This is a genomic window from Cupriavidus sp. 05T313, from assembly GCF_056396665.1.
Genome location: NZ_JBFTLX010000244.1, coordinates 1 through 14,736, shown reverse-complemented (window position 1 = coordinate 14,736; position 14,736 = coordinate 1). Strand labels below are relative to the sequence as shown.

The window sequence follows — 14,736 nt, the reverse complement described above, 5'->3', positions numbered from 1 at the left end:
CTGCTGGACACGCCAACCAGGTCGGCGCCCAGGGTCAGTTCGGGCAGCGCCTGCCAGTCCACACCCAGCTTGATGGTGTGGCGCGGCAGGCCGGCCAGGCGCATGCCCGGCTTGACGTCGATGGTGCGTTCGCCCACCGCGAGCTGACCGGTGGCCTGATAGGTGGCGTCGAGATAGCTGTAGCCGAGGCGCAGGGTGACGTTGCCCAAGCGCTGCCGGGCGGACAGGTCGAAGCCCTGGTTGCGGGTCCGGTCGAAATTGGCGAAGTAGCCCTGCTGCGTGTTGGGGGCGCGCAGGAAGAGGATGTCGTCGTGGTTATCAACGCGGTAGAGTGAGCCGGACACTTCCGTGTCCTTCGAGGGCCGCCAGCGCGCGCCCACTTCATAGGAGTGCGAGACGACCTGCTTGAGGTAAGGGTCGGCCTGCAGGCCGGCAGGCAGGCGGCAGGGCTGGGCCGGATCGGCGCAGCCCAGTTCGAGCGCCGTCGGCACGCGGTTGTTCTGGGCGTAGCCGCCAAATACCGAGACCCCGGCGCCCAGCTTCTGCGTAATGCCAAGCGCGGGGTTGAGCCTGCGGTAGGTGAAGCTCTCGTTCGGCTGCTCGCTGCCGTCGCTGTTGCGCAGCGTGTTGCTCACGGTCACGTGGTTCCACCGGGCCGAACCAGTCACGAAGGTGCTGGGCGTCACGGCCCAGGTGTCCGACAGGTACAGGCCAATCGCGCGCGAGGTGCCGCTGACGCCGGAGAACAGTTCGTTCGGCGCATCCGGGTCCGCGATCACGCCGCGGTCGTCGGTAAAGGTGCCTAGCTGCTCGTACTGCGAATAGGTGAGGCGGYTGCGGTCGAACGTCAGCCCGGCGTTGATCAGGTGCTTTTCCGTCTCCTTGGCGAAGCTGAACGCCATGCCGATGGACTGCTGCCACATGTGCGTCGTGTTCAGCACCGCCGGATCCAGCGCCGCGCCGTCGTCCCGGGTGTAGCCGCAGCGGGACTTGCGCGGGCTGCCGGCGGCATTGAAGCCATCTTCGCAGTCTTCCGTATAAGCAGCGTAGACCGGGTTCACATCTCCGTTGGTGGTGTCGCGGCGGCTGGTGCGCACATAGGCGAGCATGGCGGCGCTGGTCTTCTCGTCGAACCAGTGCCGGCCGTTGAGGGCGGCCTGGGTGACCATGTTCTCGGTTTTGTCGGGATAGGTATAGACGKCACCGCGATTGCTCTCGTAGAGCCCGGGCAGCATGGCATTGCCGCTAGCGCGGTAGCTGGGCACCAGGCCGTTGCCGATCAGGGTGCTGCGCCCATGCAGCACGGACACATCCCAGCTGTCGGTCTCGCCCTCGTGCCCGGCCTTGATGAACAGGTTGCCGAGCCGGCCCTCGGAATGATCGCGCCAGCCGTGCTCCTGGAACAGGGTGCCGGCGGCGAAGGCGTGCCAGCCGCTGTCGCTGCGGATGCCGCCCGACAGGTCGGCGCGCTTGCGGTTGCCGCTGCCATAAGAGAGATCGGCGGTGAAGCCAGGTGAGGTCAGGCCCGAGCGGGTGGTCATGGCAAGCGCGCCGCCGAGCGTGTTGAGGCCATAAGCGGGGTTGGCGCTGGAGACCAGCGAGACGCTTTCCAGGGCGGACTCGGGAATCATGTCCCAGCTAACCACATCGCCGAAGGGCTCGTTGACGCGGATGCCGTCCAGGTAGACAGACAGCCCTTGCGACACGCCCGGGATCGACGAGGCGCGAAAGCCGCGGTAGGTGAGGTCGGTCTGGAAGGGGCTGCCCTGGATGTCGTTGACGTTGACGCCGGTGAAGTTACGCGCCAGGTATTCGGCGAGGGTGCCGGTGCGCGTGCCGTTCAGCTTGTCGCCGCTGACCGTCTGCACCGTGTAGGGCACGACATCGCGGTCCACGCCGATGCCGGGCAGCGGAGCCGCCGCCACCACCAGGACCTCGGGCAGCGTGGCACTGTCCCCGATTTGCACACCATTGTCCTGTTGTGCAACAGCGGGCAGGGCGGCCAGCAGTGCCACGGCCAGTGCGATGGCGGTGACCGCGCCGCGCCGTGGCGCGCCGAGGCGGGGCGCCGGGCGCAGGGCGGCGCCTCCCGGCTTGGCTCTGCGTCTGGGCGGGGGTAGGTTGGCTGGCATCTTGCATCTCCTCGGAATGATTGGCCGGGGCACCTGCGTTGGGTGCCGGCCTGGCGGAAACAACTCGAGGGACAGGGAGCAGGTTCCATACCTCGGGCTTCGGGAAAACCTCCCGATCCGCGGGCGAATTCCACCGGCCACCGCAACCTTCCGGGGGGCGTCATTGCCATGACGATGTCTCGCTATCTGTTAAGCCGTGCCATCTGGATCTCCGCGGCCTGCCTGTGCTGCGCGCTGGTGGTCGCGCTATGGCTCGCGGTGCGCGCCATCGGCGACGAGCGCCATGGCGCGGACGCCATGGCGCAACTGATTCCGCGCCTCTCGGCATTGCAAATGGCGGCGCCGGCCGAACGCGAGGCGCATCTTGCCGCCCTGCGCGCCATCAATGCATCGGCGCAAATGCGCCACTTGTGGCTGCATCTGGAGGATGCCGCGGGCCAGGTGCTGGTAAGCGCGCCGCAGCCACGGGACAGCTCCGCCTGGGGCGGCCTGCTAGCCCTGCCGGGCCTGAGCGCCAATGCGGCGCGGCTGGAAAGCCGCTGGGAGATCCACACCCGCGACGGCGCTACCTACCGCGCCGCCTTGCGCTGGAATCCGGAGAGCGAAATCCAGGAAGCCAGCGACGACATGGCCGGCAACCTCGCCGTGCTAGCCGTCTATGGCGCGCTGCTACTGTTTGGCATCCACTGGGCCCTGGGACGGGCGCTAGCTCCCCTGCAACAGATCCTGGAGGCGATCCGGCGCTACGAAGACAAGGACTACAGCGTGCGCCTGCCGCCCATGCGCACGCGCGAGATGGACCAGGTCGGCCGTGCGCTCAACCACCTGGCTGGTGCGCTGGACGATGCCCAGGCGGAGCGACGCGCCCTGAGCCGCAAGCTGCTGACTGCCCAGGAAAGCGAGCGCGCGCGCCTGGCGCGGGAGCTGCACGACGAGTTCGGCCAGGTGCTCACCGCAATGCGSGCCGATGCCGCCTATCTGGTTCGCAAGAGTGTCCATGAGCCCGTGCTGCAACTCGTGGCCAACGACCTGGCCGGGCATTGCGCCAGGATTCAGCACGAGGTACGTCATTTGCTGCACCGGCTTCGGCCGCACGGCGTGCAGCCCGACGGCCGCCTCGCCTCGGTGGAGCGTCTGCTGCAAGACCTGGTGCGAGCCTGGCGCGACCAGCCGGGCCAGCAGACGCAGGTGGACTATGAGGTGGCGCTTGGTGGTGTGGCGCCGGGCGCGGACCTGGTCCTGACGCTGTACCGGATGACGCAGGAGGCGCTGACCAACGTGATGCGCCATGCCGGCGCGCGCCGCGTGGCGATCCGCATCGCCGCCACGGCCGCAGGGGAGGCGGTGCGCTGGAGCGTGGAGGACGACGGCCAGGGCATTGCCGACGTCGCCGCGGCCCTGCAGCGCAGTCATGGCCTGCGAGGGATGCAGGAGCGCGCGTGGGCCCATCTGGGCACGCTGCACATCGAACCCGCCTCTGCTGCGGTCCTTGCCACGCCCGGCTGCCGCCTGAGCGCCAGCTTTCCGCTTGCGCAGCAGGCGTTCGCCGAGCCGGTTCAACCGCATGGGAGCCAGAGCAAATGAAAACGATCGACGTAGTCATTGCCGATGATCACGCGGTAGTGCGCACCGGGTACCGGCGGCTGCTGGAACTGGAGGAGGGGGTGCGCGTGGTGGCCGAGTTCGGCGATAGCGATGCCGCCTACGCCTGGCTGACGCAGCATCCGGCCGACGTACTGATCCTGGACCTGTCGATGCCCGGACGCGGCGGCATGGAGGTGCTGCAGCGGCTGGGCGCGCGGGTCCCCGCATTGCGGATCCTGCGCAGCTCTATCTCAGTACCAAGACCGTGGCGAACTACCAGACGCTGATCCGCAAGAAGATGGGCCTGGCCAACCGGGTGGAAATGCATCGCTATGCGGTGGAGCACGGCTTCGGCTGAGCCTCTGTTTCAAAACGGGACAGGTCTGGCCCGGGCGCTGGTGGCGTGTTCCACGGCGGGACAACCATCAATAGCGCACTGCACAACGCGCAGCCTTACAGCGATGCCTGGCGGCCTCCAGGATGACGCCGGAGAAGGCCAGGCGCCCGACAGCCCGCATGTTGCGCCGCACATGGTATCGGCCTTGCTCTTCTAATCAGCATGAACACTTCCACCTTCTGCCATGCCATGCTTCGTCGCCTCGCTTTCGCGCTGCTGCTCGGCTTTGGCCTGGCGCATGCGCTGGCCGCGCCAGCGGAGGGGGCGCCGCGCTTTCCGGTGCGCCCGATCACGTTGATCGTGCCGTGGCCGGCGGGCGGTGCCACCGATATCTCGATGCGCGTGCTGGCGGAACTGGCCGGGCGGGAGCTCGGTCAGCCCATCGTGGTGGAGAACAGGCCGGGCGCCGGCGGCACGCTGGTGGGCGGCGCGCTTGCCGCCGCGCGGCCGGATGGCTACACCATCGGCCAGTTGCCGCTGACGGTCTATCGTTTCCCGCATCAGCAGAAAACCGCGTGGCAGCCGCTGCGCGACATCCAGCCGGTGCTGATGATCTCCGGCTACACCTTCGGCATCGTGGTGCCCGCGGACAGCCCCTTCCACACGCTGGATGACCTGATTGCCTGGGGCCGTGCCCATCCCGGCGCGCTGACGGTGGGTTCGACCGGCATCGGCACCACCGCCCACCTCGCCATGGAGGATGTGCTCGGACGCAGCGGCGTGCGCTACGTGCACGTGCCTTACCGCGGCACCGCTGACCAGATGCTGGCGGTGGCCAATGGCTCGCTGATGGCGGGCGTGAATTCGACCGGCTTCGCGCCCTTCGTGGAGAGCGGGCGGATGCGCCTTCTGGCCGTGTTCAGCGCGCAGCGATCGGCGCGCTGGCCCGAGGTGCCGACCGTCAGCGAGCTGGGTTTCGACAACGCGATCCACAACTCGCCCTATGGCATCGGCGTGCCGCGCGGCACCGACCCGCTGATCGTCAACCGCCTGCACGACGCGTTCCGCATCGCCATGCAACAGCCCCGCCACGTGGCCGAGCTGGCCAGGTATGACCAGGAACTGACCTACCTGAACACCGCCCGGTACGAGGCCTACCTGCAGCGCGCCTGGGAGGCGGAGCGTCGCTTCGCCGAGCGGGTGGGCACGGCCCAGCCGAAGGAGCACCTGTGATGGCCCCGGAATCCCCGCTGGCGCTGCGCTGTGAAGCCGTGCGCAAGCGCTTTGGCAACCAGCACGCGCTGGACGGCGTTTCGCTCGACGTGCGGCGCGGTGAATTTGTCGCGCTGCTGGGTCCCAACGGCGCTGGCAAGACCACGCTGTTCCAGATCCTCAGCGGCTTGTTCGTGGCCGACGCGGGGCGGGTTACGGTCATGGGGGTGGATATGCGGCGCCACCCGGTGCGTGCGCTGGCCCGCCTCGGCATCGTGTTCCAGCAGCCGGCCATCGACCTGGACTTGTCGGTCTTGTCGAACCTGCATTTCCATGCCGGCCTGCACGGGCTGCCGCGCCGCGTTGCCGCCGGGCGGATTGCCCGGCTGCTGGAGGATTTCGGCCTGGCGGAGCGGGCAGGGGCATCCGTGCGCGAGCTCTCGGGCGGCAACCGGCGCAAGGTGGAACTGGCGCGCGCGCTGTTGCACGAGCCCGCCGTGCTGCTGATGGACGAACCCACTGTCGGGCTCGATCCGGCCTCGCGCGCGCAGATCGTTGCCGATGCACGCCGGCTTGCCGCGCAGGCGCGGGCCGGCGTGCTGTGGGCCACGCACCTGGTGCAGGAGGTCGAGCAGGCGGACCGCGTGATCGTGCTGCATCGGGGCGCGGTGCGCTTCGATGGCACGCCGGCCGCGCTGCGCGGCGCCGCCGAGTGCGACAGCCTGGAGCAGGCCTTCCTGGCCCTGACCAGCTTCCCCGCATCGCCTGTCCGTGCCACCGCGCGCGCTACCGAGCGTGTCCCGGCATGAACAGGCCGCCCACCCTTGGCTTTATCGCCTGCGCCACCCTGGCCGCCATGTTGCTGCTGATCGCCGCCGGCGTGGCCGGCGCCGCTGAAAGCCGCAACGCCACCGGGCAGGTCTTCGTCTCCAGCGAGAAAGACGATGCCGTGGCCGCCTATGGCGCCGCCAGCAGGCAACTGATCGCCGTCTGGCGGCAATGCAAGCGCCCGCGCCACCTGCAGTTGTCGCCGGACCGGCGGCGCCTTTACGTGGCCTGCAGCGACGATAACCGGGTGGACGTGGTCGACGTGGCGAGCCGCAAGACCGTGGCTTCGCTGCCGGTCGGCGACGACCCGGAACTGTTCGACCTCAGTCCCGACGGCCGCACGCTCTACGTCTCCAACGAGGAGGACGGACTGCTGTCGGCCTACGACATCGCGTCCGGCAAGAAGGTGTTTGCCATCAAGGTGGGCGAAGAGCCCGAGGGTGTGAAGGCCAGCCCGGACGGCAAGCGGGTGTACGTCACCTCGGAAGTCGCCAACCTGGTCCATGTGATCGACGTGGCATCGCGCAAGCTGATCAGGAATATCCGGGTCGGCAACCGCCCGCGCCGCCTGCTGCTGGCCATGGACGGCAAGGAGCTGTGGGTGACCAATGAACTGGCCGCCAGCGTCAGCGTGATCCGCACCGATACGCTGGAAGTGGTACACACCATCGCCTTCACGCCCAAGGGCTTCCGTGCGGAGGACGTGACCCCGGTCGGACTGACCGCCAGCAGCGACGGCAAGCGCGCCTATATCGGGCTGGGCCGCGCCAATCGCGTGGCCGTGGTCGACGTGGCTTCGCGCCGGGTGCTGGACTACGTGCTGGTGGGCCGCCGCGCCTGGGGCCTGGCGCTGACGCGCGACAACGCCTTGCTCTATGTGGCCAACGGACTGTCCGATGACGTCAGCGTGGTCGACACCGCAAGCAACAAGGCCGTGACCACGCTCAAGGCGGGCAGGGTGCCGCATTCGGTGGCGATCGATGACTAGTCCGGCTACCGGTCTGCGCTGGCTGGCCGTGTTCGCGTGGCTGGCAGCCACCGCGCACGCGGCTGACGTACGGGTGGCCGTGGTTTCCATGGCCGGCGATGCGCGCTATGCACCCCGGCGGATGGAGCAACGTTACCCCGGCCAGCCGCAAGGCCATCCCGTGGACGGCGCGCGCGTGGCGGTGGCGGAATCGCGCTTTGCGCTGGAAGCCGCCGGGCAGGTCCTGCGGCTCGATGCGCAGGAAGCCAGCGGCGAGGCCGAGGTGGGGCCGATGGTAGCCGCGCTGGCGCGCCAGGGCACGCGCTTTATCCTGCTGGACCTGCCGGCTCCGGCGGTCAGGCTGGCGGCGCGTGCGGTCAAGCCCGGCGAAGCGCTGCTGTTCAACGTTTCCGCCGACGACGATGAACTGCGCGGCGCCGGCTGCGCGCCGCACCTGCTCCACACGCTGCCCAGCCGGCGCATGCAGGCGGACGCGCTGATGCAATACCTGGCGCTGCGCAAGTGGCGCCGTGCGCTGTTGCTGAGCGGCCCGTCGCCGGAAGACGCGGCGCAGCGCGCCGTGCTCACGCAGGCTGCCCGCCGCTTCGGCATTGCCTGGTCGGCGCAGCGCGCGTTCAAGCTGTCGAACGATCCGCGCGAGCGCGAGCTGGACAATCTCAGCCTGCTGACTGCCGGCGTGGACTACGACGTGGTGGTGGTCGCCGATGCCGACGGCGAGTTCGCGCGCGGCGTGCCCTATGCCACCCAGCTGCCCCGCCCGGTGGTAGGTGCCAGCGGACTGACCGGCCAGGCCTGGCACTGGGCCTGGGAGCGCAACGGCGGGCCGCAGCTGAACCGGCGTTTCATCAAGGCGGCGGGCCGTCCCATGACCGGCTATGACTGGGCCGCGTGGGTGGCTGTGAAGGCGATAGCCGAAAGCGTGGCGCGGCAGCCCAAGGGCGGCTTTGCCGGGCAGGCCGAGGCGCTGGTCTCCGAGGCGGTGGTGGTGGATGGCTTCAAGGGTCCGCCGCTGTCCTTCCGGCGCTGGGACCGCCAGTTGCGCCAGCCGGTCCTGCTGGCGCATCCCGACGGCGTGGTCGGCGTGGCGCCGGTGGAGGGTGTGCTGCATCCGAAGAACAATCTCGACACGCTGGGCGCAGACGCGGCCGACACCGCGTGCCGTCCAGGCAAATAGGGGAGCGACGCCCAGGCCATGACTACCACCCTGATCCACGCCTGGCGCGCCTTGCGCGCGGTGGCCGGGCGCGAACTGCATAAGTTCTTCCGGCAGCCCGGGCGGCTGTGCTCGTCGCTGGCGCGGCCGCTGCTGTGGCTGCTGGTATTCGCGGCCGGCTTCCAGAACGCGCTCGGCGTCGCCATCGTGCCGCCCTACGACACCTATGTCGAATACAAGGTCTTTGTCACGCCCGGCCTGCTCGGCATGATCGCGCTGTTCAACGGCATGCAGTCCTCGCTGGCGATGGTGTACGACCGCGAGATGGGCGTGATGCGCCTGCTGCTGACCGCGCCGCTGCCCAGGGCCTGGCTGCTCGCCTGCAAGCTGGCCGCCGGCACCTTGCTTTCCTTGCTGCAGATGGTCGCCTTCCTGCTTGTCGCCATGGCCTTCGACGTGACATTCGCGCCGGCATGCCTGCCCGGCGCGCTGGCCGTGATGGTGCTGGCCGCGCTGATGCTGGGGGCGTTGGGCTTGCTGCTGTCGGTGCATGTGCGGCAGCTGGAGAACTTCGCCGGCACCATGAATTTCGTGATCTTCCCGATGTTCTTCATCAGCTCGGCGCTGTATCCGCTCTGGAAGCTGGAGGAGTCCGGCGCCACCGTAGTCTACCAGCTCGCGCGCTTCAATCCCTTTACCCATGCCGTGGAAGCGATCCGCTTCGCCTTGTACGGGCAGGCCGCGCCAGTCAGTCTCGCGGTGGTGGCCGCTTGCACGGCCGTGTTCTTCGCTTTGGCGCTGCTCGGCTACGACCCTCAGCGCGGGATGGCTCGCCGCGTGCGCCAGGCCGGGGGTCCGGCATGAGGCATGCCGTGCCGCTGGCAGCTTGCCTGGCGTTGGCCGCAACGGGTGCGTGGGCCTTGGACAGCCGCGATCCGTTGCAGTCGCCGCAATGGCCGCTGGTGCACAAGGAAGCGCTGCGGCAGGCGCCGTACGTGTTCGACAGCCGCGTCAAGGTCACCGGGCCGGCCTTTGCCGAAGATCCGATGCGGGTGCCGATCGCTTTTGATGCGTCGGCGCTCGGCGAGGTGGATCGCATCGTGGTGGCGGTGGACCGCAACCCGATCCGCAAGGTGCTGGAGTTCGAGCCGCTCAGGGTGCGCCCCTCGCTGTCGTTCYGCTTCAAGCTGGAGCAGGCCTCGCCGGTGCGCGTGGCGGCCCGCACGCGGGACGGCGTGTGGCACGTGGGCGGGGTGATGGTGGATGCCAGCGGCGGCGGCTGCACGGTGCCGGGCGCGACGCGCCGCGACGGTTCGTGGAGCACCACGCTGAACCGGGTCGAATCGCGCGTGTTTCCCGGCCTCGGCGGCAACGGTGGCCGGGTGCGGCTACGCGTGATGCACCCGATGGACACCGGGCTGGTGGCGGGTATCCCGGCCTTCCATGTGGAGTCGCTGAGCCTGCTCGACGCCACCCGGGAAGCGATGCTGCGGCTGACGCTGTACGAACCGGTTGCCGAGAACCCCATCTTCTCCTTCGACCTGCGCGAAGCCATGGAGCGCGGCATGACGGTGAGCGGACGCGATAACAACGGCAACCGGTTCGCGGCGCAGGTGACGCCATGAAGCGCGCGCTCGGGATCCTGCTATGGCTGGCAGCGCAGGCGGCGCTGGCGCAGGCAGGGGACTATCGCCTGGCGCCACGCCAGGTCGCCGCCGACGTGTGGCTGCTGGAAGGGGCCAATGCGGATTTCGCGCCGGACAACGGCTGCAACATCATCAACACCGCCTTTATCGACACGGGTGACGGCGTGGTGGTGATCAATACCGGGCCGTCGCACCAGTACGGCGAGCAGCAGCGCCGCGCCATTGCTTCGGTCACGGCGGCGCCGGTGCGGCTGGTGCTCAATCTGAACCTGCATCCGGACTACTTTTTCGGCAACCAGGCCTATACCGACGTGGGCGGCAGCGCGCTGGCCGGCACCATCGACGGCGCCCGGCGCGAAGGGCCTGCATATGCCGACAACCTCTACCGGCTGTGCGGCAACTGGATGCGCGACACGGAACCGGCGCCGCCGCGCCACGTGCTGACCCCGGGCCGGCGCACGATCGGCCGGCACACCTTCGATCTGATCCGGATGGACGGTCACACCGCCGACGACCTCGTGATAGTGGATCGCGGCGCCGGCGTGGTCTTCGCGGGCGGCGTGGCGTTTCGCGAGCGCGTGCCGACCACACCGCATGCGGATCTCAAGCGCTGGCTGGCCAGCCTGGACCATTTGCAGGCGCTGGTGCGCGACAGCGGCGCACGGCTGCTGATCCCCAGCCACGGACCGGCGCTCGGCAGCGCGGACGCCATCGCGCAGACACGCGGCTACCTGCAGTGGCTGGACGCCCGCATGACCCAGGCGGCCTCCCAGGGCCGCGACCTGGCCGAGGTGCTTGCCATGCCGGTGCCGGACGCCTACGCGCGCTGGGGCGCCATGCCGGCGGAGTATTTGCGCAATGTGACGCACCTCTACCCGGCGTATGAGGACGCGGCGTTGAGACGCTGAGTCCGGACAGGTGTGCTGTTCAATTCCGCAACAACGGCAACCGAGTGTTCCGCGCTGGTACGCCATCCCGGCATCCACAGGCCGCCGCGGGGCCGGATGCAGGTGTTTTCCATTGGCATGGGAATTGCCAAGAGTCAGTCTGGTGTGCGAGGCGCACTGGTGAAGATCGACAACAAGAGAGAGGAGCAGACAATGAGGACGTTACGCGTGATGATGGTGCTCGCGGCGGCTGCCGCGAGCCTGGCGGCGCAGGCCGCGGTGACCGATGCCATGATCGAGAATGACGCGAAGTCGCCGGGCGACGTGCTGTCGTGGGGGATGGGCCCGCAAGGCCAGCGCTTTTCCACGCTGAACCGCATCAACACCAGGAACGTCAGCCAGCTGGTGCCGGCCTGGTCGTTCTCGTTCGGCGGCGAAAAGCAGCGCGGGCAGGAAGCGCAGCCGTTGATTCACGACGGCAAGATGTTCGTGACGGCCTCGTACTCGCGCATCTACGCGCTCGATCTGAAGACCGGCAGCAAGCTCTGGAAATATGAGCATCGCCTGCCCGAAGGCATCATGCCCTGCTGCGACGTGGTCAACCGTGGCGCGGCCCTGTACGACAACCTGGTGATCTTTGGCACGCTCGACGCGCAACTGGTGGCGCTGGACCAGAAGACCGGCAAGGTGGTGTGGAAGGACAAGATCGAGGACTATGCCGCCGGCTATTCCTACACGGCAGCCCCCCTGATCGTCAAAGGCATGGTGCTGACCGGCGTCTCCGGTGGCGAGTTCGGCGTGGTGGGACGGGTCGAGGCACGCGACGCGAAGACCGGGCAACTGGTCTGGTCCAGGCCGGTGGTGGAAGGCCATATGGGCTACAAGTACGACAAGGACGGCAACAAGACCGAAGACGGTGTGACCGGTACCCAGAACGCCAGCTGGCCCGGCGAGACCTGGAAGACCGGCGGCGCGGCCACCTGGCTGGGCGGCACCTATGACCCGAAGACCGGCCTGGCCTACTTCGGTACCGGCAACCCGGGGCCGTGGAACAGCCACATGCGCAAGGGCGACAACCTGTATTCGGCCTCGACCGTGGCGCTCGACCCGACTACCGGCAAGATCGTCTGGCATTACCAGAACACGCCGAACGATGGCTGGGATTTCGACGGCGTCAACGAGTTCGTGACCTTCGACCAGGATGGGAAGCGCCTGGGCGGCAAGGCCGACCGCAACGGCTTCTTCTACGTCAATGACGCCACCAACGGCAAGCTGGTGAACGCCTTTCCCTTCGTCAAGAAGATCACCTGGGCCAGCAGCATCGACCTCAAGACCGGGCGCCCCAACATGATCGCGGAAAGCCGGCCGGGCGACCCGGCCGCGGGCAGCGATCCGAAGAAGGGCCAGTCCGTGTTCGCCGCGCCGGGCTTCCTCGGCGRCAAGAACCAGCAGCCGATGGCCTACAGCCCGCAGACCGGCCTGTTCTATGTACCGGCCAATGAATGGGGCATGGATATCTGGAACGAACCCGTGGGCTACAAGAAGGGTGCCGCCTTCCTCGGCGCCGGCTTCACCATCCATCCGCTCAACGAGGACTACATCGGCTCGCTGCGCGCGATCAATCCCAAGACCGGCAAGATCGAGTGGGAGGTCAAGAACTACGCGCCGCTGTGGGGCGGGGTGATGACCACTGCCGGCGGGCTGGTGTTCTGGGGCACGCCGGAGGGCTACCTGAAGGCCGCGGACGCCAAAACCGGCAAGGAACTGTGGAAGTTCCAGACGGGCAGCGGCGTGGTGGCGCCTCCGGTTACCTGGGAGGAGGGCGGCGAGCAGTATGTGGCGGTGGTGTCGGGCTGGGGCGGCGCGGTGCCGCTGTGGGGCGGGGAAGTTGCCAAGCGCGTGAATTTCCTGGAGCAGGGCGGATCGGTGTGGGTGTTCAAGCTGCACAAGAGCTGAACGTTGCCGGACACCATGTAGTGAAGCTGCCCTGCGCGTGCCGGCCTCGCACACCGAAGCCGGCACGCGCAAGGGCTGGTCGATGATCAGAGCATTGGGAAGTAGATATGCAGAAGGCGAAAGGATACCTGTCGTTGACGGCCACGGTGGCCATGGTGCTGTGTGCCGCCCGGGTCGAAGCGGCGCCCGATATGCAGGCGCTGGCAGACAAGAGCGGCTGCTTTTCTTGTCACAGTATGAATGCCAAGGTGGTAGGGCCGGGTTTTGCCGAGGTAGCGGCCAAGTACAAGGGAGATGGGGAAGCGCCCGAGCGGCTGGCGAAAAAGATCCGTGAGGGCGGAAAAGGTGTTTGGGGACGGATTCCCATGCCGTCGCACGAGAGTATCAGTGAAGCGGATGCCAGGAGGCTGGCAGAGTGGGTGCTGAGTATCGGTTGAGCACCGGATGAGCATTGGAAGAGACCGGTGTCAGGCCTGACGGTCGGATAGAAACCGGATACGAAGGAAGGATTCGCAAAGACGCTTCACATCGGCCCGCCCGGCAGCCCAGGCACGGCGTGAAACGTCTTTGCTCTTTTTGTTCTCAATTTTCTACTTCCGTTTTTTGCTATCAGCGCAGCTACCGTCGCTGCTTAGCCTGAGCGAATTCCCATCGCTGCGGAAGACCATCCCGCTCTCCCGTCCGCGCGCCTGCACCTCGGCCAGCCTGCCCYGCAGCACGATCTCCGCGACCTTCCCATGGTCTCCAGACCGATCGCAAACCGGATCCGTGGCGGCGGCGTCGCCGGTCAGGAGGAACGCCTGGCAACGGCACCCGCCATGGTCTTCCGCCTGCGAGTCGCACGATCGGCAAGGCTCCGGCAGCCAGTGCGTGCCGCGAAAACGCTGGAAGGCCTCGCTCTCGCGCCATATCTCACGTAGCGATCGCGTGGTGACGTTCGGCAGGTCAAGCCCGGGCAGCATGCGGGCCGCATGGCAGGGCAGCGCGACGCCGTCGGGCGCCACGCCAAGGAAGGTTGTGCCCCATCCGTTCATGCATTTCTTGGGCCGTTGCTCGAAGTAGTCGGGCACCACGAACAGGATCTTGCACCGGTTGCCGATGCGGGCGCGGTATGCCTTCACGACCGCTTCGGCTTCGCACAGTTGCTCATGCGTGGGCATCAGCGCCTGCCGGTTCTCCCAGGCCCATCCATAGTATTGGGTGTTGGCCAGTTCCAGGTATTCCGCGCCCATCTCCAGCGCCATCTCGATGATGGCGCCCACATGAGGGAGGTTGTGCCGGTGCAGCACGCAGTTCATCACCATCGGATAACCGTGCGCCTTGATCAGGCGGGCCACGCGTTGCTTCAGGTTGAAGGTGCGGGTGCTGGAGAGAAAATCGTTGAGTTCGCGCGTGGAGTCCTGGAACGATAGCTGGATATGATCGAGCCCGGCAATGCGCAAGGCGGCCAGCCGGGCATCCGTGAGGCCGATGCCGGAGGTGATGAGGTTGGTGTAGAAGCCGAGCCCGTGGGCATGTTCGACCAGTGCTTCCAGGTCTTTGCGCAGCAGGGGTTCGCCGCCCGACAGGCCCAGTTGCACGGCGCCCAGCGCGCGCGCCTGCGTGAAAACGTCGCGCCACCGGGCGGTGTCGAGTTCGGTGTCGTGCCGGGCATAGTCCACCGGGTTGGAGCAGAAGGCGCAGTGGAGCGGGCAGCGGTAGGTCAGTTCCGCCAGCAGCCATAGCGGCGGCCCGGGCGGTGCTATGGCTGCCGGCGGCTCAGACCAGCCAGCCGCGTTCGATGGCATGTTTGACAAAGGCGTGTACCTCCGGTGCGATGCCCTGCACGCCGAAGGCGGACTGCAGGTCGTCGATCAGCATGTCGAGGGTGTGGCTGCCGTCGCAGCGCTGCAGGATGGCGGCCGCGCTGTCGTTGAGCGTGACCATGCCTTCCGGATACAGCAGGATCCAGCTCTGCTGGGCGTCTTCCCACTGCAGGCGGAAGGTCCGGTGCAGCGTGGGCTTGGTCAGGTC

General features: G+C 67.8%; 15 protein-coding genes. 12 read left to right on the top strand and 3 right to left on the bottom strand.

Annotated elements, in window-relative coordinates; all coding sequences use genetic code 11:
• On the bottom strand, positions 1-2,132 hold a 2,132-nt coding region (locus AC1DKD_RS33875), incomplete at its 3' end, for a TonB-dependent receptor (RefSeq protein WP_477144240.1).
• Between the two features lie 168 nt (positions 2,133-2,300).
• Between AC1DKD_RS33875 and AC1DKD_RS33870 the strand changes: the two genes are divergently transcribed.
• The 12 genes from AC1DKD_RS33870 to AC1DKD_RS33815 all read left to right on the top strand — a co-directional run bounded on the left by AC1DKD_RS33870 (position 2,301) and on the right by AC1DKD_RS33815 (position 13,160).
• Positions 2,301-3,716 carry a sensor histidine kinase gene (locus AC1DKD_RS33870; RefSeq protein ID WP_441627980.1) on the top strand — a complete coding sequence of 472 codons (1,416 nt, stop codon included), beginning with the start codon at positions 2,301-2,303 and terminating at the stop codon, positions 3,714-3,716.
• Positions 3,713-4,003, top strand: coding sequence for a response regulator (locus AC1DKD_RS33865; RefSeq protein WP_477144239.1), 291 nt, complete (start codon positions 3,713-3,715; stop codon positions 4,001-4,003). Before AC1DKD_RS33870 ends, AC1DKD_RS33865 begins: the two co-directional genes overlap by 4 nt.
• The gene (locus AC1DKD_RS33860) at positions 3,982-4,074 is read left to right on the top strand and encodes a hypothetical protein (protein ID WP_477144238.1); all 93 of its coding nucleotides are present in this window, start codon (positions 3,982-3,984) and stop codon (positions 4,072-4,074) included. The genes AC1DKD_RS33865 and AC1DKD_RS33860 overlap by 22 nt, the downstream gene beginning before the upstream one ends.
• Positions 4,075-4,302: 228 nt before the next feature.
• Positions 4,303-5,286 carry a tripartite tricarboxylate transporter substrate binding protein gene (locus AC1DKD_RS33855; RefSeq protein ID WP_441628033.1) on the top strand — a complete coding sequence of 328 codons (984 nt, stop codon included), beginning with the start codon at positions 4,303-4,305 and terminating at the stop codon, positions 5,284-5,286.
• Positions 5,286-6,074 carry an ABC transporter ATP-binding protein gene (locus AC1DKD_RS33850; RefSeq protein WP_441627976.1) on the top strand — a complete coding sequence of 263 codons (789 nt, stop codon included), beginning with the start codon at positions 5,286-5,288 and terminating at the stop codon, positions 6,072-6,074. Before AC1DKD_RS33855 ends, AC1DKD_RS33850 begins: the two co-directional genes overlap by 1 nt.
• Positions 6,071-7,081 carry a PQQ-dependent catabolism-associated beta-propeller protein gene (locus tag AC1DKD_RS33845; RefSeq protein WP_441627974.1) on the top strand — a complete coding sequence of 337 codons (1,011 nt, stop codon included), beginning with the start codon at positions 6,071-6,073 and terminating at the stop codon, positions 7,079-7,081. Before AC1DKD_RS33850 ends, AC1DKD_RS33845 begins: the two co-directional genes overlap by 4 nt.
• Positions 7,074-8,255 (top strand): ABC transporter substrate-binding protein, encoded by a 1,182-nt coding sequence (locus tag AC1DKD_RS33840; protein WP_441627972.1) that lies wholly within the window; start codon positions 7,074-7,076, stop codon positions 8,253-8,255. Before AC1DKD_RS33845 ends, AC1DKD_RS33840 begins: the two co-directional genes overlap by 8 nt.
• Positions 8,256-8,273: 18 nt before the next feature.
• The gene (locus AC1DKD_RS33835) at positions 8,274-9,098 is read left to right on the top strand and encodes an ABC transporter permease (protein ID WP_441627970.1); all 825 of its coding nucleotides are present in this window, start codon (positions 8,274-8,276) and stop codon (positions 9,096-9,098) included.
• Entirely contained in the window at positions 9,095-9,859 is a 765-nt protein-coding gene (locus tag AC1DKD_RS33830; RefSeq protein ID WP_477144237.1) for a quinoprotein dehydrogenase-associated SoxYZ-like carrier, read from the top strand. Before AC1DKD_RS33835 ends, AC1DKD_RS33830 begins: the two co-directional genes overlap by 4 nt.
• Positions 9,856-10,788: a quinoprotein relay system zinc metallohydrolase 1 gene (locus AC1DKD_RS33825; RefSeq protein WP_441627968.1), complete on the top strand. Its 933-nt coding sequence runs from the start codon at positions 9,856-9,858 to the stop codon at positions 10,786-10,788. Before AC1DKD_RS33830 ends, AC1DKD_RS33825 begins: the two co-directional genes overlap by 4 nt.
• 192 nt (positions 10,789-10,980) lie before the next feature.
• Complete coding sequence (locus AC1DKD_RS33820; RefSeq protein WP_477144236.1) at positions 10,981-12,723, top strand: PQQ-dependent methanol/ethanol family dehydrogenase; 1,743 nt, start codon at positions 10,981-10,983, stop codon at positions 12,721-12,723.
• 152 nt (positions 12,724-12,875) lie between these two features.
• Positions 12,876-13,160: a c-type cytochrome gene (locus tag AC1DKD_RS33815; RefSeq protein ID WP_441628031.1), complete on the top strand. Its 285-nt coding sequence runs from the start codon at positions 12,876-12,878 to the stop codon at positions 13,158-13,160.
• A gap of 153 nt (positions 13,161-13,313) precedes the next feature.
• Here AC1DKD_RS33815 and pqqE read toward each other — a convergent pair whose 3' ends face one another.
• Together pqqE and pqqD are read right to left on the bottom strand one after the other, a co-directional pair.
• On the bottom strand, positions 13,314-14,510 hold the full coding sequence (gene pqqE / locus AC1DKD_RS33810; RefSeq protein WP_477144235.1) for a pyrroloquinoline quinone biosynthesis protein PqqE: 1,197 nt from the start codon (positions 14,508-14,510) through the stop codon (positions 13,314-13,316).
• Positions 14,482-14,736: pyrroloquinoline quinone biosynthesis peptide chaperone PqqD (gene pqqD, locus AC1DKD_RS33805; RefSeq protein WP_477144234.1), on the bottom strand; the 255-nt coding region annotated here is incomplete at its 5' end. The genes pqqE and pqqD, both read right to left, overlap by 29 nt.

What these genes read in the sequence shown, in the direction of transcription:
- AC1DKD_RS33865 (WP_477144239.1), top strand. Translation starts at nt 3,713, where the DNA reads ATGAAAACGATCGACGTAGTCATTGCCGATGATCACGCGGTAGTGCGC.
- AC1DKD_RS33840 (WP_441627972.1), top strand. Translation starts at nt 7,074, where the DNA reads ATGACTAGTCCGGCTACCGGTCTGCGCTGGCTGGCCGTGTTCGCGTGG.
- AC1DKD_RS33815 (WP_441628031.1), top strand. Translation starts at nt 12,876, where the DNA reads ATGGTGCTGTGTGCCGCCCGGGTCGAAGCGGCGCCCGATATGCAGGCG.
- AC1DKD_RS33855 (WP_441628033.1), top strand. Translation starts at nt 4,303, where the DNA reads ATGCTTCGTCGCCTCGCTTTCGCGCTGCTGCTCGGCTTTGGCCTGGCG.
- AC1DKD_RS33850 (WP_441627976.1), top strand. Translation starts at nt 5,286, where the DNA reads ATGGCCCCGGAATCCCCGCTGGCGCTGCGCTGTGAAGCCGTGCGCAAG.
- AC1DKD_RS33835 (WP_441627970.1), top strand. Translation starts at nt 8,274, where the DNA reads ATGACTACCACCCTGATCCACGCCTGGCGCGCCTTGCGCGCGGTGGCC.
- AC1DKD_RS33845 (WP_441627974.1), top strand. Translation starts at nt 6,071, where the DNA reads ATGAACAGGCCGCCCACCCTTGGCTTTATCGCCTGCGCCACCCTGGCC.
- AC1DKD_RS33825 (WP_441627968.1), top strand. Translation starts at nt 9,856, where the DNA reads ATGAAGCGCGCGCTCGGGATCCTGCTATGGCTGGCAGCGCAGGCGGCG.